This is a genomic window from Terriglobus sp. ADX1 (assembly GCF_036877645.1).
GTDB lineage: Bacteria > Acidobacteriota > Terriglobia > Terriglobales > Acidobacteriaceae > Terriglobus.
In genome coordinates this window covers 1-20,174 of sequence record NZ_JAEDXV010000009.1, presented here as the reverse complement: position 1 = coordinate 20,174, position 20,174 = coordinate 1, and the positions used below count along the sequence as shown (strand labels likewise).

At 57.3% G+C, this 20,174-nt stretch carries 15 protein-coding genes; 8 read left to right on the top strand and 7 right to left on the bottom strand.

What is annotated here, in order from left to right; translation table 11 throughout:
* Positions 1–43: 43 nt before the first annotated feature.
* Positions 44–2,407: an APC family permease gene (locus JAO32_RS07725; RefSeq protein ID WP_334239146.1), complete on the bottom strand. Its 2,364-nt coding sequence runs from the start codon at positions 2,405–2,407 to the stop codon at positions 44–46.
* 111 nt (positions 2,408–2,518) lie between these two features.
* Positions 2,519–2,683: a hypothetical protein gene (locus tag JAO32_RS07720; protein ID WP_334239144.1), complete on the bottom strand. Its 165-nt coding sequence runs from the start codon at positions 2,681–2,683 to the stop codon at positions 2,519–2,521.
* Between the two features lie 71 nt (positions 2,684–2,754).
* Between JAO32_RS07720 and lnt the strand changes: the two genes are divergently transcribed.
* The 6 genes from lnt to JAO32_RS07690 all read left to right on the top strand — a co-directional run bounded on the left by lnt (position 2,755) and on the right by JAO32_RS07690 (position 9,016).
* Positions 2,755–4,296, top strand: coding sequence for an apolipoprotein N-acyltransferase (gene lnt / locus JAO32_RS07715; RefSeq protein WP_334239142.1), 1,542 nt, complete (start codon positions 2,755–2,757; stop codon positions 4,294–4,296).
* A gap of 7 nt (positions 4,297–4,303) precedes the next feature.
* Positions 4,304–5,432 (top strand): peptide chain release factor 2 gene (gene prfB / locus JAO32_RS07710; protein WP_334239141.1). Its coding sequence is split into 2 segments (ribosomal slippage): positions 4,304–4,372 and positions 4,374–5,432, totalling 1,128 coding nucleotides; the frame shifts between segments, so codons are not numbered across the junction.
* A gap of 4 nt (positions 5,433–5,436) precedes the next feature.
* On the top strand, positions 5,437–5,892 hold the full coding sequence (locus JAO32_RS07705) for an acetyltransferase (protein WP_334239139.1): 456 nt from the start codon (positions 5,437–5,439) through the stop codon (positions 5,890–5,892).
* A gap of 34 nt (positions 5,893–5,926) precedes the next feature.
* The gene (locus JAO32_RS07700) at positions 5,927–6,469 is read left to right on the top strand and encodes a DinB family protein (RefSeq protein WP_334239137.1); all 543 of its coding nucleotides are present in this window, start codon (positions 5,927–5,929) and stop codon (positions 6,467–6,469) included.
* On the top strand, positions 6,466–6,867 hold the full coding sequence (locus tag JAO32_RS07695; RefSeq protein WP_334239135.1) for a CoA-binding protein: 402 nt from the start codon (positions 6,466–6,468) through the stop codon (positions 6,865–6,867). Before JAO32_RS07700 ends, JAO32_RS07695 begins: the two co-directional genes overlap by 4 nt.
* Before the next feature lie 28 nt (positions 6,868–6,895).
* A complete protein-coding gene (locus JAO32_RS07690; RefSeq protein WP_334239134.1) occupies positions 6,896–9,016 on the top strand; it encodes a protein-disulfide reductase DsbD family protein in 2,121 nt (706 codons plus the stop codon).
* Between the two features lie 409 nt (positions 9,017–9,425).
* On the opposite strand, the gene JAO32_RS07685 is transcribed toward JAO32_RS07690, so the two are convergent.
* The 4 genes from JAO32_RS07685 to JAO32_RS07670 form a co-directional block, all read right to left on the bottom strand.
* Complete coding sequence (locus tag JAO32_RS07685) at positions 9,426–11,018, bottom strand: glycoside hydrolase family 27 protein (protein ID WP_334239132.1); 1,593 nt, start codon at positions 11,016–11,018, stop codon at positions 9,426–9,428.
* 26 nt (positions 11,019–11,044) lie between these two features.
* The gene (locus tag JAO32_RS07680; protein ID WP_334239130.1) at positions 11,045–12,226 is read right to left on the bottom strand and encodes a TIGR03435 family protein; all 1,182 of its coding nucleotides are present in this window, start codon (positions 12,224–12,226) and stop codon (positions 11,045–11,047) included.
* Positions 12,227–12,798: 572 nt separating this feature from the next.
* Positions 12,799–13,755: a pyridoxal 5'-phosphate synthase lyase subunit PdxS gene (pdxS, locus tag JAO32_RS07675; protein ID WP_334239129.1), complete on the bottom strand. Its 957-nt coding sequence runs from the start codon at positions 13,753–13,755 to the stop codon at positions 12,799–12,801.
* 207 nt (positions 13,756–13,962) lie between these two features.
* Positions 13,963–16,176 carry a RecQ family ATP-dependent DNA helicase gene (locus JAO32_RS07670; RefSeq protein ID WP_334239127.1) on the bottom strand — a complete coding sequence of 738 codons (2,214 nt, stop codon included), beginning with the start codon at positions 16,174–16,176 and terminating at the stop codon, positions 13,963–13,965.
* A gap of 88 nt (positions 16,177–16,264) precedes the next feature.
* On the opposite strand from JAO32_RS07670, the gene JAO32_RS07665 reads away from it, so the two are divergent.
* Positions 16,265–17,230 (top strand): alpha/beta hydrolase, encoded by a 966-nt coding sequence (locus JAO32_RS07665; protein ID WP_334239125.1) that lies wholly within the window; start codon positions 16,265–16,267, stop codon positions 17,228–17,230.
* A 272-nt stretch (positions 17,231–17,502) separates the two neighbouring features.
* Positions 17,503–18,735, top strand: a complete 1,233-nt coding sequence (locus tag JAO32_RS07660; RefSeq protein WP_334239123.1) for an ABC transporter permease — start codon at positions 17,503–17,505, stop codon at positions 18,733–18,735.
* Positions 18,736–19,017: 282 nt separating this feature from the next.
* On the opposite strand, the gene JAO32_RS07655 is transcribed toward JAO32_RS07660, so the two are convergent.
* A partial coding sequence (locus tag JAO32_RS07655) for a fibronectin type III domain-containing protein (protein ID WP_334239121.1) occupies positions 19,018–20,174 on the bottom strand: 1,157 nt, incomplete at its 5' end.

Below are 20,174 nucleotides of genomic sequence, written 5' to 3'. Positions count from 1 at the left end.
AGTAACTCAAAACGAAGATATCGGTAATCAGATTGTTGCCGAATTAAAAACTATCTGTACGGGACGCAGTAAGCGAGTAACCCGGATTTTCATCCGTATCTTCAAAGCGCGATACGGCTCCCAGACCACGCCGCTGGCTACCGTCATCAATAGCTGTACGTAATTGCTGTGAGGTTCCAGTGCGGTCATTGGCATAAGACGCTGCGAGACGGGTCAATGCAAAGGACACAATGTCCGAGTGGTGCAGGTCATCCATGTGCGGATCGCGCCGCATATTCAGCCAGAGACGATGTACAAGCTGAACATCACTAGCGGGAATGGTTGGTGCGTGAGGACCAATATGGAAGCTCTCTGCTTCACCCGTAGGCGGCACAACATAGAAGGTGAACTGGCGCTTGGGTTCTGGCAAGGCTTCCCATGCCTGACCCACATGATATGCCTGCTCCTGCGCCGTTAATTTAGTGGAAAGTCCCGAAACAACTGCGGCCACATCTAATGAATTTGCTGTGCGAACAATTGCGGCAAAGATATCTCCTGCCGGAACAACCACCAGACCGATATGTTTGCCAAAGCTTTCTGCAACAGAGACAGCTTTGGTAAACAACATCTGTTCGTGTTCGCTGAAGAGCTGCTCTGAGGCGTCAACATACTCCGGCCCACCTGCACCCATCATGCGCGCAGCAAGGACGACGATGTCCTGTTCGTCGGTATCCGTACGCGCCAGAGCCCACTTTAGAGCGTGCGGAGTAGCAGCATCGCGCATAGTAACCAGGACGCCGCCCGGGCGAATGGCCAGGTCATCACGACCGACTTCTTCAGAGTGCTCTAACTGGAAGTGCTCCTTCATCTGTCTCTCTGTCTGCTTGTGGCGGCGCTTGTTATCCCGCTCAGACAAAGAGAAGATGACGAAAAATCCGATGGCGAAAATAATGCCACTAACCGTAGCTACCGATTTTGTAAATAAGTTCACGATCGCAGTGGTGAACAACACCAAGAAGACACAGAACAGGCCAATTGGCAGTTCGGTTTTACCAATGCGAAGGTTAAGGGGAACCTTTGCACCACGTTCGCCCTTGTATTTCCAGCGCAGGACGAGCATGGCTAGAGCGTTAAACGTGAAGCTCCAGATAACACCAAAGGCGTATGCTTCGCCGATCATGATGACGTCGCCGCGCGTTACCACGATGACGAAAAGCTGAATCAGCGCCACCATGTTCACAATGCGGTAACTGGTACCAAAGCGCTTTTGCGGTTTGCGGAACCAATCTGCCAGGACGCCATCTTCTGCCACGCGCATCAGGACGCCCGTGGAGCCCACGATGGCCGTGTTCACGGCACCGCCCAGAATCAGGAAGCCGACAATTACGACGAAGATGCGGAAGGCGACGCGGAGTGCCAGGGGACCGACCATGTACATGGCCATACCGGCAATCAGATTGTCGCGATACACGCTGACTCGCACGCTATCCGGGATCAGCATGACGGCCAGCAGGGAACCGAGGCCGGTGAAGACGGTGCTGTAGATGGCAATGACGAGCGCAGCACGCTTCAGGTTCTTCAGCTTGGGATGTTCAATCTCTCGATTGACCTGCGCCAGCGACTCCTCGCCCGACATGGCGAGGACGGAGTGGCCAAAGGCCATCAGAATGCCGAAGAGTCCCAGATTCTTGGCGAACTGCGTGTGCTTGAGGAACCCGAGAGAATCCGGGCTGAAAGTCAGATTTCGAGGAAGCGGAAGCGGAGGAAGTGTCGCTCCAATGTGTCCGACGCTGAAAAGGCCCCAACCGATGAGAACAACCACCATGACAGTGGTGATCTTCATAATGCTGAGAGCTTTTTCGCTGGACTCCTCAATACCCTTGATGTTCTGCCACCAGAAGAAGATGGTGATCAGCGCGGCGATAAACGCCGAGGTGTGGTTCACATTGAACTGGTGTGGAACACCTGCGGCATTCACAGCCCAGTGGTGATACCGGGGAGAAGCTGCGGCCTGGGCAAGCAGGCCATTGAGGAGGCCAACGATATATTGTCCGGCCGATACGCCTGAGATGGGCCCAGTAAGCACGTAATCGAACATCAGCGCAGAGACGCTGACCTTGGCGAAGGTACCTCCCAGGGCTTCCTTCACAATGCGATAGACGCCGCCACGTGTGTACATGGAACAGCTTTCCACGTAGACCGCGCGCACCGCATAGGAGAAGAACATGGTGCCCAGAATGAGCCAGGGAGCCGATTTTCCTACGGCTTCTTCCGCAATACCACCTGCGTAAAAAGCGGAAGATCCAAGATCGTTGAGAACGATGGCGGCCGCTCGCCAAAAGGAAATGAAGGTCAGCATCACGGAGGACGCGACCACGAGGCGAACACGATTCGGAACGGGTGGTGTGTAAGTGCGTTTCGACGCCATCTTGTACCGGGCCTGTCCACTTTGTGTGCTGGAGAAACCTGCACACGCGAAAAAGCGCCCAGCGGTGAGTCTACTGCTGGCTGGGATATCAGTCAATGATGTCGTGAGGAGTTAGTGCAGATTGTCTGAGGCGCTGGTCTGCTCGCCGTTGTCAGCGAAGAAATCGTGCATGTCTTTGACCAGGGTGATAGCCACAACAATGGCAGATCCGCCCATGCCGATGAGGAACATGGGGATGAGCACATGGGACAGTCCGCGGATGATCAGATCCAGCATTGATCTTCATTGTAATCGCAACACGCGGATTGGCGAGGGGTGCTAGACTCCACGCGATGCGATTCCTCTCTATGCGCGCTTTTGCTGCGCTTCTTCTTACCAGTTTTCTGCAGGTGGTGATCTTTCCTGTTGCCGGGCCGTTGCCGGTCTGGCGGGCTGCACTCTCGTGGCTCGCGCTGGTGCCGCTGCTGTGGCTTTTATTGGTGGAAGGACGCTCATGGAGTGCATGGAAATGTGCTGCAGTCGGCTATATCAATGGCGTGCTTTGGTACCTGGGGACCTGTTACTGGGTCTACTCCACCATGCACCTGTACGGAGGGTTACCCTCTCCAGTCGCCGCGCTGGTGATGGTGTTGTTCTGCCTTTATTTAGGGCTCTATCACGCGCTGTTTGCTGGTTTGTTGGCCGTCGCGCGGAGAGCAGGCGTTGCCATAGCACTGATCACAGCACCGTTTTTGTGGATAGGTGTAGAGCTGGCACGGGCGCGCATCACCAGCTTTCCGTGGAACCTGCTGGGTTACTCGCAAGTAGATAGCTATGCTCTGACTCGTATTGCACCATTGACTGGTGTTTACGGCATTAGCTTCGTGTTGATGGTCGTAAACACAGCGATTGCTGCGGCCGTTGTGATACCTCGTAAACGTATTCCCACGATCGCTGCATTATGTGGCGCGGTATTAGCTGCAGGTGTGCAGAATGTTGGCGGGTGGATGGCGCCTCAGCGTCAAGCGGGTTCGCAAAAGGCAGTCCTGATGCAGCCAAATCTTTCAGTAGGACAGGAAGAGACGGAAGATGCTGGAACCTTGGCAAGAAACTTTGCTGGACTCTCGGTACAGGCAGCTTCGCTCGACGACTCTCCCTCGCGCATTGTCTTGTGGCCGGAATCTCCTTCGCCTTTCTATACCAATCGACCAGACTTTACTGCGGTGGCAACCCAACTTACTGAAGCGGTGCATGCACCGTTGATTGCAGGAGCTATCGGCGTGGAGGCTGCGCCGAACGAGCGCCGTGGCTATCACGTCTATAACTCGGCAGGCTTGTTTCTCCCGTCGCAGGGTTACGTTACGCGCTACGACAAAATCCATCTGGTGCCATTTGGTGAGTTCACACCGTATGCCAGCCTGCTTTCTTTCGCCAGCGGGTTAACGCAGGCAGTGGGCACCTTCGATCGTGGCAGCAGCCGTGTGCCACTCAGCGCAGATGGCCATCGTTACGGTGTCTTTCTTTGCTACGAATCCATCTTCAGTGACGAAGTGCGGCAGTTTGTGGCGAACGGCGCTGAGGTGCTGACGAATCTTTCTGACGATGGTTGGTATGGCGATACCAGCGCACCCTTTCAGCACATCAACATGGCACGGATGCGTGCGATCGAGAATCATCGCTGGATACTACGCGATACCAATAACGGCATTACAGCGTCGATTGACCCAAACGGTCGTGTAGTGGAGCGGATGGAACGCCACCAGCGCGGAGCGGCTGCCATGCACTTTGACTATCTTCATGATCTTACTTTCTACACGCGGTTTGGCGACGTCTTTGCATTTATATGTGCCGGAATTTCTGTGGTGCTCCTGCTCTACGCAGTGACTCGACAGAACATCGCGATAGACTGAAGAAGATATGTTGACCGATCTTGAATACCAATACTCCCCGGTTCGTGCGCGCGTGCGCGATCTGCGGGAGTATCTTTGACTCGCCCAAACTCAAACAGCAACTGGAAGCCGTTGAATCGCAGATTGCAGACCCTGCCATCTGGGCTGATGCTGCACGTTCTCAGCCGCTGATGCGCGAACGGAAGCGCCTTGAAACATTACTTGCCGACGATGCGGAATTATCGCGTCGGAGTGAGGATGTGGAGGCTTACTTCGACCTTGCCCGCGAGGGCGAAGATGTTGAGGCCGATCTGGCCAAGTCGATTGAAGAGATTGACCGCTTTGTTGAAGACCTCGACGCTAAGACGATGCTGTCGCAGGAAAGCGATCCGCTGAACGCCATCGTTACCGTGCATCCGGGCGCTGGTGGAACGGAGAGCCAGGACTGGGCGGAAATGTTGATGCGCATGTATCTGCGATGGGCGGAACGCAACGGCTTCAAGACGGAGATCAACGAAATTCAGGATGGTGATGAAGCGGGCATTAAGTCTGCAACGTTTACGATCAGCGGTGAAAATGCCTTCGGTCTTTTGAGCGGAGAGACAGGTGTACATCGGCTGGTGCGTATCTCGCCGTTTGATTCGGCGAAGCGTCGTCATACTTCGTTTTCATCTGTCTTCGTGTCCCCGGAAATTGATGACTCGATTGTGATCGACATCAAACCGGATGAGCTTCGCATTGATACCTACCGGTCCGGCGGTAAAGGCGGGCAGCATGTGAATACGACCGACTCTGCGGTCCGTATTACGCATCTTCCTACAGGTATTGTTGCGGGTTGTCAGAACGAGCGTTCGCAGCACAAGAACAAAGAGAAGGCGATGAAGATGCTTCGCTCTCGCTTGTATGAATTTGAGCTTGAGAAGAAGCGTGCGGCAAGCAAGAAGCTGGAAGACTCCAAGTTAGACATCAACTTCGGATCGCAGATTCGTTCCTATGTATTGCAGCCATATCGCATGGCTAAGGATCTGCGCACACGCGTGGAAGTTGGCGATGTGGACCGCGTACTAGATGGTGATCTGCAGCCGTTCATCCGTGGTTATCTGAAGATGCGTCGTGAAGGCGGAGTACCAGCCGCGATTGTTGACGATATCGAATAATCAGATGGCTTTCCAGCTTCCAACACGAAAGATAAGACGATCGACATCGAACGATGTCGATCGTGTTCTTGAGATATGGCGCAATGCCGTCGATGCGACGCATCATTTCCTGTCGCAGGAAGATCGTATTGCGATTGAAGCTGAAGTTGTTTCGTTCCTGCCAACCGTGCCGCTTTGGCTTGCTGTGGATGAGCAGGATCGGCCGCTGGGATGGATGCTGCTGGACGAAGATCGCATCGAAGCACTGTTCGTCGACCCAATAAGTCGTGGAGCAGGTGTGGGCCGTGCCTTGGTGCAGCACGCACTCTCGTCGCACACCACGATCTTCACGGATGTGAATGAGCAGAACCTGCAGGCTGTTGGCTTCTATGAGCATCTTGGCTTCGTGCCGATTGGGCGTTCGGAATGCGATGGACAGGGGCGCGCTTATCCTCTGATACATTTGCGTTCTGCATCCTGAGAGCTGTGACGACCAGCTATTTCACGTTAGAAAGATGTTTCTCATTGAAATAGCTGGCATCCAATGCTGCATGGCTAACTCCACGCTGGAATCCGAACTGAAGAAACAACTGAAGGCGCTCCTGGACGGTGGGCAGGCACACGCGAAGCTGGATGATGCAGTATCTGGCGTGCCCTTCGATGTGCAAGGGAAAGTGCCGGAGGGATTGCCATACTCACCCTGGCAATTGCTGGAACACATCCGCCTTGCGCAGAAGGACATCCTCGAGTTCAGCAACAATGCTGATGGTAGTTACAAGGAACTGAAATGGCCGGATGATTACTGGCCGAAGTCGCCTGTACCGCCAAATGAAGATGCCTGGGGTGAGAGCGTTAAGGCACTCAAGAAGGACCGTGCTGCTTTCGAGAGGCTGCTGGCGGAGGGCGATCTTACCAAGCCATTTCCGTGGGGCGATGGTAATCAGAACCTGCTGCGCGAAGCATTGCTGATTGCCGATCATGAGGCATATCACACGGGTGAACTGGTGATGGCACGTCGGCTTCTGGGAGCATGGAAGCCGAAGAAAGGTCACGCGTGAATTCACCGGAAGATATCAAGGGTATGCTGGCTGCGAAGACGATTGCCGTCGTCGGGCTATCCGATGATCCAGAGAAGCCGAGCCACTTCGTCTCCGCGTACATGCAGCAGGCAGGGAAGAAGATTCTGCCGGTAAATCCAGCTATCCCATCTGTACTCGGCGAAACGAGTTATGCCTCTCTGAGTGACCTTCCAGAAAAGCCGGATGTCGTGAACGTCTTCCGTTTGCCCCGAGCGATTCCAGCGATCGTCGACGAAATGATTGCGCTGGGACTGAAAAATCTGTGGGTACAGCAGGGGATCCGGAATGAAGAGGCAGCGGCCAAGGCAGAGGCCGCCGGCATCCATGTCGTGATGGATCGTTGCATGATGGTGGAGCATCGGATGCATACGCGCTAAGTTGCGCCGCACCACTACAATGAATGAAATGCTCTCATCCCGTACCTTCCGCCTTCTTGCCGCCTTCCTGCTAACCCTTTTGCCGGGTTGTCTCTGTGCGCAGATTGGGACTGTGGTGGGCAATGGGGGGCCGGGGCCTGCCAAGGCACAACACCTGACGGTGGAGATGATCTCTGCCGGGCCGCAGATTGCCGCCGGTGGTACGCAGACGGTGGCGTTCGTCTTCTCCATGGAGGAGGGGTGGCATGTGTACTGGAAGAATGCCGGGTTCGCCGGGTTTCCTCCTAAGGTGAAGTGGACCGTTCCGGATGGCATCACTGCCGGGTCACTACAGTTCACAGCGCCTGATCGCCTGCCGCTGGATACCACCGTGGACTATGGCTACCAGGATTCGGTGGCTTATCCCGTGACAGTGGAAGCAGGGAAGAAGCCCAAGGCCGACAAGACTGGCAACGTGCATCTGGGCGCCGAGATCAGCTGGCTTGTGTGCAAGCAGGTCTGCATTCCTGGCAAGGCCAACCTGGGGCTGGATCTGAAGGTCGTGCCTGCGGGAACAGCTGTCAGCCATGATGGTGAGAAGGTGGGCGAACTGGGCGCGGCGCTGAAGGGCATGCCGAAGCCGCTGCCGGAACGCTTCCGCATCTCTGCTACCAGCTCCGGAGACAACATTGTCCTGACGGCGATCACTGGTACGCGCGAGACAGATGCTGAGTTCTTCCCGGCAGAACAGGATGTGATTGCCGATCTGGCGCAGGTACAGACTGACATTCTGGACAATGGCGCGCAGATCCACTTCAAGCGTTCTCCCAATGCCAAGACTCCGCCGAAGCAACTATCCGGCGTGCTGAAGCTTGCCACCGAGGAGAGCTACACCATTGATGTGCCCATTGTGCCCGGCCCGCCACCGGTACAGACTGCGAGCAGCAGCACAGGGCCGCTGAATACCGCGAGTGCACTCAGCTTTGCCGCGCTAGCATTCGTTGGTGGTGTTCTGCTGAACCTGATGCCGTGCGTGTTCCCAGTGCTGTTCCTGAAGGCGTTGTCCCTATTGCAGACATCGTCGGCGGAGAAGCAGCATGTGCGGTCGCATGGTGTGGCTTACACGCTGGGCATTGTGGCGTCGTTCTGGCTGGTGGTTGCGGCCCTGTTGGCACTCCGCGCCGAAGGACGGCAGCTTGGCTGGGGATTCCAGTTGCAGTCGCCCGGGTTTGTGGTGGTGTTGACTAGCTTCCTGTTCTTCTTCGCCCTGTCGCTTGCAGGCATGTTCGACTTCGGTCTGTCGCTGACGAGCGCGGGTGATTCGCTGACGCATAAGAGCGGTTACACCGGCAGCTTCTTCACCGGTGTTCTGGCTACGGTTGTGGCCACGCCCTGCGTGGGGCCCTTCCTTGGCGCAGCGATTGGCTTTGCCCTAGCGCAGTCAGCTCCGGTGACGTTCCTTGTGTTCACCTCGCTGGCGTTGGGGCTGGCGGCCCCTTATATGCTGCTGACCCTCAATCCAGCCTGGGTGCGACTGCTGCCGAAGCCTGGTGCGTGGATGGATCTGCTGAAGCAGATCACTGCGTTGCCGCTGTTCATCACAGTGATCTGGCTGGTTTACATCTACGGTCGGCTGTCGGCTACGAACGGTATCTTCGCTATGGCGATGCTGCTTGGCGGGTTGCTGCTGGTGGTGATTGCTGCGTGGACACTTGGTCGCTGGCCGGTGCGTAAGTGGAGCACGGCTGTTGCGGCGGTACTTTGCATCCTGGCGATTGCGTTGCCGATGTATGCTGCGCGCGAGAGCAAGAGTGCGGTCACCTGGCAGACCTTCGATGCAGATGCTGTGGCTCAGGCACGTTCGCAGGGCAAGGCTGTGTTTGTGGACTTTACGGCTGCGTGGTGCCTTTCGTGCCAGGTGAATGAGCGTGTGGTGCTGAAGTCCAGCGAGGTAGAGAAGCAGTTGTCGCAGCCGAACGTGGTGGCGATGAAGGCGGATTGGACGCAGTACGATGCGAAGATCACCGCAGCGTTGCAGGCTGCAGGTCGCGACGGTGTCCCGACGTACATTGTTTATCCGGCAAACCCGTCTTCTCCTGCAGATGTTTTGCCAGAGGTTCTAAGCAAAAGTGTTGTGCTGGATGCGCTGGCCAAAGATCTGAAACGGTAGGAGGGTACCCCCCTCCCCCTGTTTTTCTAAAATCGTCTTTCTATTGGGTTTAGATCGCCAGTGTCGCTAAAATCGTCTTCCCATTGAGGTTAGAGGCAAAATCGTCTTTCTAAAAGAGTTAGGGCCGCGCATAGAGCGGCCCTTTTTCTGTCTGGTTCTATTTTAGTGGTTTCGCGGAAATAACCTGCCAACTGTATTTCTTTTGGTTTGTTAGGGTTGAGTGATTTAGGGGCTTGACAAGTCCTTCGTGCCTTCCTGGCGCCTTCGACGCCGTGGGGCAGGCGGCGTCGAAATGATCTCTTTTGTTTTCGTGGCCACGCGGATTCTTGCTGGCCGGAAGGGCTCGACAGGTGTCCTAGAGGGAAGCCCATTGGGATTCTTGACGATCAATCAAGGGTCGTTGGAGCCATCACCAGGCGTATACGTCCAGCTTTTGGATTGCCACCGGTTGCCCTTCAAATGAGAGGTCGGGGGTTCCTTTCGGTACGATGAGGCCAACCGTGCCGTCCTTTGATCCCGCCGTTGGTGGAAGAGCAAGAGCTGTCGAAAGTCCCGATGTGCTCTTCATTCGCACGATGGCAATGTGGCCGGATGTGTTTGCGTAGTGCAATTGCGCAAACTCTGGTCGAGACGCCGCCTGGATTCCGGTGATGTCCGACTGTTTGGCTGTATATTCCGCGGGCGATTTGTCTTCGCCATCCACTACGAGCAATGCAAGATCATGCGCGGGCACGGATATCGTTGTGCTGGTGGTAGAGAGCGTTTGTCCGTTCCATACTTCTTTCACCGACTTCGGAGAGCCTGTCAGCCCAAGCTTCTTCCAATCGAGAGTGACACTCGCGGAGGTTCCGGCTCGGTTCAGCAGGGCGAGTGCACGCATGCCTGCTGTGGCCATTGGCTTTGCCCAAATCTGCATTCCCGGTGTTGGTTCCGCGATGAGGATGGGCTGCAGGCCGTATGGGTCGTTATGGATTTGGAGCATCTCCTTGTTCTTAAGGAGCGACAGAGTTGTTGGCGAAAGTCGCGTGAGGTCAGAGCCAATCATCAGCGGTGCGCTGGATATTGCCCATAGCCCCAGATGCGTGCGATCCAAGGCTTCGGTCATGCCGCGCATTCCCATGACCATCATGTCAAGATCGTTGTAGTAGCCGGTATGTTGCGCTTCCGGATGTTGCCCCGTGTCAAAGGAATCGAGCACATTCTTCGCGCTGATGATGCGTTTGTCATGTTGCGCGTCGTGCAGGCTCTCCACGACCGGAGGAATGATGTCGCCTCCTGTGCGCCATATTGTGCTGTCGATCTCTCCGACGCCCGGTGCCCAGAACCAGGGATTCTGGCTGCCCCACTCGCAGATGGAGAAGTACAGCTTGCGCCCGGTTGTCTTCTCGGCCTTCTGAATGGCATGGGCGATCTGCGCATACTGGATGGCACCGGAACGCTTGTTTTTTGCGCCGCCACACCAGTCAACCTTGACGTAATCGAATCCCCACCTGGAGAACTGCAGGAAATCCTGGTCGTAGTGGCCTTCGCTGCCGGTATTGAAATACTTCGGGCCTGAGTCGGGATACATGCTGCAGCCATCCAGACCGGCATCGGTGTAGATTCCGGCCTTCAGTCCAAGGCTATGGATGTATGCGGCGATGTTGGCCATGTCGCCGTCTTTCTGGCCGGGCTTGAGGGCAGGCCACTGCCTGGGTTCTACAACGATATTGCCTGCGGCATCTCGTTTTCCCAGCCACCACCCCTCGTCGATAACGACATAGTCGTAGCCAGCTTCTTTCATACCGTTCGTGGCCAGAGCCTGGGCCTGCTGTTGAACGATCTGAGAGTTCACGATGTTGGCGAAACTATTCCATGAATTCCAGCCCATCGGAGCAGCGGCAAAGCAAGCAGTTGCGGACGCAAGAAAGAGCCATGAAAGACGCATCACAGCAACATACCACCGCACCTTATCTACACGTGGCTCTCCCTTGTGAAAGCCGTTTTTGATTGCGAGTTTCACAAGGGAGATTTGTTTATGAGGAGGGGTTAGTTCGGCGTCGGTTTTGTGACGCTGTCCACGACGAGCACATCCACCGGGATCTTGCCGGATTCCAGCTTCAGTCCAAAGTCCTGCGCGAGAGCCGTGATGAGTGGCGGCGGTGTATCGCCGCTGTCCGATTGCGGTTGCGCCTTCAGACCGGCCTTGAGGAGTTGGTTGTCGTCCATCTGGTACTTCAGGGTGCCGTTGTAGCGTGTGGCACCGAGATTTGTCTGGTCGACCACGGGATGGTCAAACATGTCGGACTGCAGAAAAGCGGAGAGTTCCTGCATGGTTGCGTTGTTGATGAAGAGCCGTCCCGGTGGCAAACCAAATCCGGGAATGTCGCCTGATCCGGTAGGCGATGGCTTCATCTTGATGCCGCCCTTGGCAACCGTCAGGGAATAGGCGGTCATAGTGCGTTTTTCAACGTGGTACTTCAGCCCGTAGCGCTCTGTCATGAGCTTTGCCACCTCGCTCATGAACTGCTTCAGGCTCGGCTGTCCCGGAGTGTCCGGCTTGGCGTCGATGTCGTATTTGTCCTGTGTGGCCCATTCGGGAAGGCCCACGATCTGGGCAGCGTTCAGGCTCAAGGAAATGGTCATCATCTTTTCAAGGGTGAGTCCCTTGCCGATGAAGTTTCCGCGGTTGAGCAGAAATGCGAAGCCCTTCTCGTCGGGTGCTTGCGGCTTGATCGTCGCAACTTCAAACGATGGATTTGCGTTGGGATCCATCTTGGGCTGCGGCGGCGGAGGTTCAGGGATGGCCCACGCTGTCTCTGTTGTTGCGCGCACGAAGATCAGTGGCGCTTTGTTGTCGCCCTGCGTGCGCGTGCCAGCGATGGTATTGCCGTCGGGCGAGATCTTGCCTTCGTAGGTGATGAAAACACGTTCGATGTTGAGGCGCAGTGTCCCATCGTTGAAGTCGACCTTTTCGATTGGAATGGCAGGCGACTTCTGGTCGATGAACCACATGGTGCCTTTCCACCCATCGCCGACCTTTTCAATTTTCACGACCCAACGATTGTCCTTGCCGTCAGGCTGACGTACCGCGCCCTGCCAGGTGCCATCAAGCTTGACCTGTGTTGCCGCTTGGAATGCGGCTGCAGGAATCGTCACTGCGGCGATGGGCAGCAATGAAACGAAGGCGAGAACCACGGAACGACATGGTGCGGATACGGGTAGGCGCATGCAGACCTCGCGATACTGGATTAGGACAGGAAAATCAGGAACATACTAACGGTGTTCTGATTGGACGGCAATGAAATAGGGAGGATAGGCAAGTTGTTGGTATTTCTGAAGCTGGATACCTTTGACGGCTCACCGCTTGGCATTCTAGAGAGGGGTTAGGAATGCAGGTCCTTCGGCTTCACTTCGTTTCGCTCAGGATGACGGTCTTCTACCGTAAGAGCTCCGCTGGGGAAGTCATTCAGAACTGTTTGCACCAAACAAAAAAAGCCCCTACCGACGAAGATCGCCGATAGGGGGGAGGCCAGTGACGCAACTTGTAGCGGCGGGATGTTGACTCAACCGTCCGCGAACTTTCGGGCTCTCTTGCCCTCACACTGATTATGACGCAAAAATCTATGAGAAGTTGCATATTTCTGCTTTGAGACCAAGAAATATACATTTTTTAGTAGAAGTGGCGTGGTTTGGCGTTCCAGAAGGGGTTCTGGAGGAGTTTGAGGGCAGTTTGGGGCACAAAAAGCGGAAGCCGCGATCTCTCGCGGCTTCCGTTATCCACTTTTTGGTAGGTTATGCGGCTACCAGCCGCGGGTCTGCATCAGTTCTTTCTCTTCGATGGCAAGGGCGGCCAGGCCCTTCATGCTGCCGAGAACCTGCTCGCTGACTTCGGCGAGGATCTTGGCGTCGTCGAAGTGGCGGGCGGCCTGCACGATGGCGGTGGCGCGGCTGACGGCTTCTTCGCGCTCCTTTGGGTTGTTCTCCACGTCGAGCGGGGTGGCGCGTTCCTTCATGAAGATGCCGGAGCCGACGAAGACCGTCTCTGCGCCAAGCTGCATCATGAGCGCGGCGTCTGCCGGTGTGGCGATGCCGCCTGCGGAGAAGTTAGGGACAGGCAGCTTGCCGAGTTCCTTGACCATGCGGACGAGTTCGTACGGTGCGCCGTGAATCTTGGCAGCGTGGTAGAGCTCGTCGTCGCTCATGACGGTGAGCTGCTTGATCTCGCGGGTCATGGTGCGCATGTGCTGCACGGCATGGATGACGTCGCCGGTGCCCGGTTCGCCCTTGGTGCGGATCATGGCTGCGCCTTCGGCGATGCGACGAAGCGCTTCACCGAGGTTACGTGCGCCGCAGACGAAGGGCGTGGTGAAGGCATGCTTGTCGATGTGGAAGGTGTCGTCGGCAGGGGTGAGGACTTCCGACTCGTCAATGAAGTCGACACCGAGTTCCTGCAGGATCTGCGCTTCAACGAAGTGGCCGATACGGGCCTTGGCCATCACGGGGATCGAGACAGAGCCGATGATTTCCTTGATGAGCTTGGTGTTGGCCATGCGAGCTACGCCACCTTCAGCGCGGATCATGGCGGGGACGCGCTCAAGCGCCATGACGGAGACGGCGCCCGCTTCTTCAGCGATGCGAGCCTGCTCAACGTTCATGACGTCCATGATGACGCCGCCCTTGAGCATTTCCGCCAGACCGGTCTTGAGACGAAGGCCGTGCGGCGCGTAGTTGCCGTTGGAAGAGGACAGGTCAGCCATGGCGAAATGCTCCTTTAATGACGAATGTTCCGGATGTTAAGACGGAGATAGGTTCATTTTAGCAGCGATATGCCGCTTTATTTCGTGTGTGTGAATGAGGTTTGCTTTCCCGGACGAATTGTAGTGCGGGAGAAGAATGCAGGCCCTTCGACTTCGCTCAGGATGACGGTCTTCGAACGTATGAGCTTCGCTATGCTCGATGCCCGTTTATCGCATGTAAGAGAGCGTGGATGGACGCATTGGAGTTGGCTTGAAATTGCGAGTGGTGTCCGGTTTCTTTTCTGTTGGCGCAGAAGAGGATTCGTCTTTCGATGTTGGCGCAGGTTGTTCGGTGGTGTGTAGCGGGAGTTCGCCGTGGAGGGCGGCGATGATGGCATCGCCCCAGCGTGCGGCTTTGGCTGCGCCGATGCCGGATACGTCTTCGAGGTCTTCGACGGTGCGGGGATTGTCGAGCACGATCTGGCGGAGGGTGCGATCGCCGAAGATGACGAAGGCGGGCTTCTTCAGCTTCTTTGCTTCGTCGGCGCGCCAGCCGCGAAGTGCTGCGTCAGCGATCTTTTGATCGGCGGTGAGGGGTGTGTTCTCCTGCTCGCTCTTTTGTGATTTGGAGCGGCTGCCGGATGCTGATCCTCTTGATTGGCTGCGCGAGCGTTTGGACGGCAGAGCGGATGTCTCTGTCACATCGCGCATCTGGATGCCGATGATGGGTTCACCGTCGTTGGCTTCGCGGCCTTCGTGTGTGATGAGTGCGCGACGGTAGGAGATCTCCTTGCCTTCGGGGCTCATGAAGGTTGCGGCTTCCAACGTGATGTAGCCCGCGCGGCCCATGGCATCGAGCAGAACGTCGAGTTCTTTGCGGTCGAGGTCGCCTCGTGGGTAAAGCTCAGTGTGTAGCTTGCCGGTGGATTTGCCGTGCGGTGAGGCAGCGAGTTCGCGGAGGATGCGGTGCATCTCGCGCAGTTCGGACGTGGATGGATCGCGAAAGCTTTGCGAGGATGCGCGTTCGGGTGAGCAGAAGTCGCAGAGGCCGCAGGCGCGATTGTCGGACATATCGCCGAAGTGGCGGATGAGCGCGGACATGCGGCATTCGGCGGCAGAGGCGAAACGCATCATGGCGTCGATCTGGCCGCGGCGGAAGCTGACCTGCGTGTTGTAACGAGCCATCCATGCGGGCGATGGATTGTCTGCGCGGGTGACGTTGCCGCCCATGTCGATCTGCGCTGCGCCCTGGGCGAGAAGTTTGTCGAGTGCGGGACCGAAGACGTCGAGGTCGAGACGGAGCTTGATGCGGAGGTCGTCGGCGTGGATGGGCTCGGTCTGGAGTGCGGTGGCGATGCGCGAGAGCGTGTCGGTGGGCGGGTAATCGCGCTCGAGGAAGAAGTCGTGCATGCGGCGGTCGGCGAAGCTGTACATCAGCACGGAGCGCGCGGGTTTGCCATCGCGTCCGGCGCGGCCGATCTCCTGATAGAAGCTCTCAACCGTGGAGGGCATGGCCATGTGGAGCACGGTGCGTACGTCAGCTTTGTCGATGCCCATGCCGAAGGCGATGGTGGCGACGACGACTTCGAGTTTGCCGTCGAGGAAGCCGCGTTGCACCTTGTCGCGCGTGGCGGGTTCGAGCCCTGCGTGATAGGTAGCGGTGGGGAAGTCAGTGTTGAGTTCGGTGGCGAGGGTTTCCGCGTCTTTGCGCGAGGGCGCGTAGATGATGGCGGGACGGCTTGCGGACTCTGCCAGGAGTTTGCGCGCCATCTCGGTGCGACGCGGCTTGGAAACTTCCACGACTTCCACGGCGAGGTTGGTGCGACGGAAGCCCTGAATAAATTCTGCGGCGTTGCTCAGCGCGAGTTCGGCGACGATGTCTTTCTGAACCTGGGGTGTCGCCGTTGCTGTCAGAGCGATGATGGGGGCCGGGCGCAGAGCATCGAGATGCGCGGCGAGGTTGCGGTAATCCGGGCGGAAGTCATGACCCCATTGCGAGATGCAGTGCGCTTCGTCGATGGCAATGAGCGAGGGTTTGCGCTTGGCGAGCATGGGGCCGAAGCCGGGAACGCGGAATCGCTCAGGTGCGATGAAGAGGAACTGCAGTTTGCCATCAAGGTAGTCGCGGCAGACCTGGCGGCTGGCTTCGCGGTCGAGGCCGGAGTGGATGCGTCCAACGTTGAGGCCGAGCGAAGTGAGCTTGTGCGCCTGATCGTCCATGAGCGCGATGAGCGGCGAGATGACGAGTGCCGTGCCACCGCGTGCGATGGCCGGAAGCTGATAGCAGAGACTTTTACCCGCGCCGGTGGGCATGACCAGAAGAACGTCGCGGCCCCTGGTGGCGGCTTCGCAGACGGCGCGCTGGCTGGCTCGGAATTCGCGGAATCCGAACACGCTATGGAGGAGCGATTCGAGGTCCGGCGATGGGGTAGGCGACTGCATCAGGAGTGGTGCTATTTTCGCACAATCTTCTCCCTGTTTTCAGAATGCGGGTTGGTTGGGTTAGGCTTGGTGCGCAAAGGAAAACTTGATGCGAATTGTTGCTGTGATGCTTGCCCTTGTTTCCGCAGTGGGTGTGGCGCAGACGGCTGCGCCGGTTGCTGCTCCTGCTCAGAATGCAGTGCCTCCGGGATTTACGACGTCGTTTCCGCCTGATCCGGGCAAGACTTTGCTGCCGTTGCCTGAGGGCCATACGTGGACGCCGCTTTGGCCGGATGGTGCTCCGGGACAGCAAGGGAATGAGGTTATCGACATTCCCGCAGTAAGCGTGTTTTTGCCGAAGGAGAATCCCACGCATTCGTTGGTGGTGGTGGCGCCGGGTGGCGGCTATGTTCATCTGGCCATGAAGCATGAGGGCTACGACATCTGCCAGTGGTTGAACGATCACGGTGTGGCGGCGGTTCTGTTGCGCTATCGGCTGGGGCCTAAGTACCACCATCCGATTGAACTGGGCGATGCGCAGCGGGCGATGCGGTTTGCGCGTTCCCATGCTTCGGAGTGGGGCGTGGATACGTCGCACATTGGCATGTGGGGATTCTCGGCGGGCGGGCATCTGACGTCGTCAGCTGGAACGCACTTTGATGCGGGCAATGCATCGGCAACTGACCCGGTTGATCGCGTGTCGAGTCGCCCGGATTTTCTGGTGCTGGCGTATCCGGTGATTTCGTGGGATCCGACGGTGATGCATGCGGGGTCGAAGAAGTATCTGCTGGGCGACAATCCTGATCCGGCGACGGTGACGCTGATGTCGAGCGAGTTGCAGGTGACGGCGCAGACGCCTCCGACGTTCCTGTTCAGCACGACCGACGACAAGACCGTGCCGATTGCGAACTCGATTCTTTTCTATTCGGCGCTGGTGAAAGCGAAAGTGCCGGTTGAGATGCATATCTTTCGTCACGGGGCGCATGGAGCCGGGCTGGCTCCCACGAATCCAGAGCTGAGTGTCTGGCCGGATTTGTTGCTGAAGTGGATGAAGGAGAATGGCTGGGCGCAGTAGGCCGCGCGCTTGCTCTATGTTTGCAGGGACCTGAAAAGGTCCCTGTTCTCTTTAGTGGCTTCCCGCGGCGTTGTAGTGAGGGACAGGGATGCAGGTCCTTCGACTTCACTTCGTTTTGCTCAGGATGACGGTCTTCAACCGTATGAGCTTCGCTTTCGCGAAGCTGGGTTGAGTTTGTGGCTGGAAGGGGTTGAGTATGTCGTTGCTGGAGAATCGTTGGGATTCTTCGCTTTGCTCAGAATGACAGCCTTCTCTTTGGATAGTCTTAGACGATGCGCTTTGAGCTTTTTATTGCCGCCCGTTACTTGCGCGCCAAGCGGCGGCAGGCCGTGATTGGTGTGATTACGGCGATCTCTGTGGCTGGTGTGGCTGCGGGTGTGGCGTCGCTGATTATTGCGTTGGCGATCACGAATGGGATGCGGCGGGATTTGCAGTCGCGTCTGTTGGGATCGACCGCGCATGTGGACCTGATGCGGGTGGCGGGGGATGGTATCCGCGACTGGCGTCCGCTGCTGGAACGGTTGCGTCAGGCACCGCATGTGACGGCGGCTGCTCCTGGACTGTATGGGCAGGTGCTGATTTCGCGTGGGCCTCGGTCCGGTGGTGGATTGATTAAAGGCGTTGTCCCTGCAGAAGAAAAGACGGTCAGTGACTTGTTGCAGTCGGTGAAGACCGGAAGCGCTGCAGCGCTGGCGAGCAATGGGCCCATGGCGTTGCCGCCGATTGTTTTTGGTTCGGATTTAGCAGAGAACATTGGCGCGGGTGTGGGCGACACCGTGCTGGTGACGAGTCCTCAGGGCGAACTGACGCCGTTGGGGATTGTGCCGAAGTACCAGCGATTTCAGTTGGTCGGTATCTTTCATTCCGGGTTTTATCAGTACGACTCCAGCTATGCGTTTACACGACTGCTGGATGCGCAGCGTTTGTTCAGTGAGCCGGATTTGATCTCTGTCATTTCGTTCAAGGTGGACGATATGTACCGCGCGAAAGAGATTGGCAAGACGATTGAAGAGGCTGCGGGACAGGGCTTTCAGGCGACGAACTGGATTGATCAGAATCGCGAGTTATTCCGCGCGTTGTCGCTGGAACGCATTGTTACGTTCATTGTGATTGCGTTGATTGTGTGTGTGGCGGCGCTGAATATTCTGATCGCACTCACGATGCTGGTGATGGAGAAGACGCGCGACATTGCCGTGTTGATGAGCTTTGGTGTGAAGCCGGAGCAGGTGCGAAGAATATTCCTGGCGCAGGGCTTGCTGATTTCGTTGACCGGTACGGTGATTGGGTTAGCGCTGGGGTATTCGCTGTCGTGGGTCGGTGGGCACTATCACTTCATCCAGCTTTCGGCGGAGGTGTACTCGATTGACTACCTGCCGTTTGCGCCGCGATTGATTGATGGTGTGCTGGTGGCTACGGTTTCGTTGGCGGTTTCGTTGTTGGCTACGTTGTATCCGAGCGGGTCCGCGGCGAAGATTTTGCCTGCTGAAGCGCTGCGGTATGAGTAGGGATTGCCTCAGGGGCTAAAGCCCCCTCTCCATACGGATTGTTACGACAAGGCTGAAGCCCTGCTCTTCCGAAAGAAGACGCACTTCGTGCGTATGGCTTCGCTTTGCGAAGCGGCTTGGTTCGTTGCCAGAACGCTGTCAATGCTCTTGTTGCCGAGGCGTTTTTCCTTTTCCTGATGCGTTATAGAGGGATAGAGGACTGCAGGTCCTTCAGCTACGCTTCGCTTCGTTCAGGATGACGAACTGCGTTCGTACGAGCTTCGCTGGATTTCAAGGTTCAGATTATTTGGCGATGGCTTTGATGCTGGTGGCGTTTCCGGCCCGGTCGGCGAGGCGGATGGCTATGGTGTGTTCGCCTGCACCTGTGACGGGGAGAGTTAGGTCGTAGCGTTCGGTGAGGCTGTCGCTGAGGCCGCTGGTGGGTTCCAGGTATTGCCATTCGCCTGCGTCGAGGGAGTACTCCGCGCGTGCGATGGGGCTGGTGGCGTCTGCGGCTTCGAGTGTGGCGTGGAGCTTGCCGTCCTGCAGCGTGGCTGTCAGCGGGCCGGGAACGGGTGGTGTGGTGTCGAGCGTGAAGGTGTCGGAGATGCGCTGGCCGGTGAGAGCGTCGGCTGTGGTGTGGGCGGCGGCGTCTGAGGCTGTGACGCGGAGTTCGTAGTTACCGTCGGGTAGTAACGACGAGTCGAAGCTGTAGGCGCGTTCGCGGATCTCGGTCTTCAGCGTGTGCCAGTTCGTTTCGCGGACGTCGCGGTATTCGAGTGTGTAGGTCAGCGGGTCGTTGTTGGGGTCGTGCGCGAGCCAGCGTGCGGTGACGGCGTTGCGATCGCGCGTGGCGATGATGGGCGGCGCGCCGGTCTCAGCAATGGTGAGTGCGGGTGCGGCAGAAGGTGCGGCGCGGAAGCCGACTGCGATAGTGCCACCGCCGGATGGCGCTGCGGCGGTCGCGTTGGGGATGCGTGCGCCGGGCTGCACTGCGATGTCGTCGACCTGCGGCGGCAGGTTGCGCTGGAGGTAATTCACGGTGAGGGAACGGAGTTGGGTGCCGGGGTGGAAGACGGCCTTCCATTGCACGTAGCGCGCAGCGGGGATGGGAAGTGGTGTCTGGTTTGGTTTGATGGGTGTCCAGTCAGACCAGAGATGCGCGAGTGAGTCGTGTGCGTTTTCAACGTTGCCGGAACGGACGAAGAGGTCAATGCCGGAGGTGCTGCCTTCGGTTTCAACGCGTCCGAAGCGGGTGGTGGTAGAGGCGTCGAAGACGTCGGAGACGAAGGTTGCGTTGGCCGCGACGATGTCAGACACTTGCAGGATTTTGCCGCTGTTAGCGGTGGCAAGAGCGAGACCGGAGGGCGTTTGCGCGATGGCCGTTACCTGGCTGGCTTCGGTGTGCGCGATGTCTGTGTAAGTGTTGGCCTGCGCTGTGTCGATGCGATAGACGCGGC

Coding starts and splice junctions, on each gene's coding strand:
- JAO32_RS07725 (WP_334239146.1), bottom strand. CDS start 2,407: ATGGCGTCGAAACGCACTTACACACCACCCGTTCCGAATCGTGTTCGC.
- JAO32_RS07720 (WP_334239144.1), bottom strand. CDS start 2,683: ATGCTGGATCTGATCATCCGCGGACTGTCCCATGTGCTCATCCCCATG.
- lnt (WP_334239142.1), top strand. CDS start 2,755: ATGCGCGCTTTTGCTGCGCTTCTTCTTACCAGTTTTCTGCAGGTGGTG.
- JAO32_RS07705 (WP_334239139.1), top strand. CDS start 5,437: ATGGCTTTCCAGCTTCCAACACGAAAGATAAGACGATCGACATCGAAC.
- JAO32_RS07700 (WP_334239137.1), top strand. CDS start 5,927: ATGTTTCTCATTGAAATAGCTGGCATCCAATGCTGCATGGCTAACTCC.
- JAO32_RS07690 (WP_334239134.1), top strand. CDS start 6,896: ATGCTCTCATCCCGTACCTTCCGCCTTCTTGCCGCCTTCCTGCTAACC.
- JAO32_RS07680 (WP_334239130.1), bottom strand. CDS start 12,226: ATGCGCCTACCCGTATCCGCACCATGTCGTTCCGTGGTTCTCGCCTTC.
- pdxS (WP_334239129.1), bottom strand. CDS start 13,755: ATGGCTGACCTGTCCTCTTCCAACGGCAACTACGCGCCGCACGGCCTT.
- JAO32_RS07670 (WP_334239127.1), bottom strand. CDS start 16,176: ATGCAGTCGCCTACCCCATCGCCGGACCTCGAATCGCTCCTCCATAGC.
- JAO32_RS07665 (WP_334239125.1), top strand. CDS start 16,265: ATGCGAATTGTTGCTGTGATGCTTGCCCTTGTTTCCGCAGTGGGTGTG.
- JAO32_RS07660 (WP_334239123.1), top strand. CDS start 17,503: ATGCGCTTTGAGCTTTTTATTGCCGCCCGTTACTTGCGCGCCAAGCGG.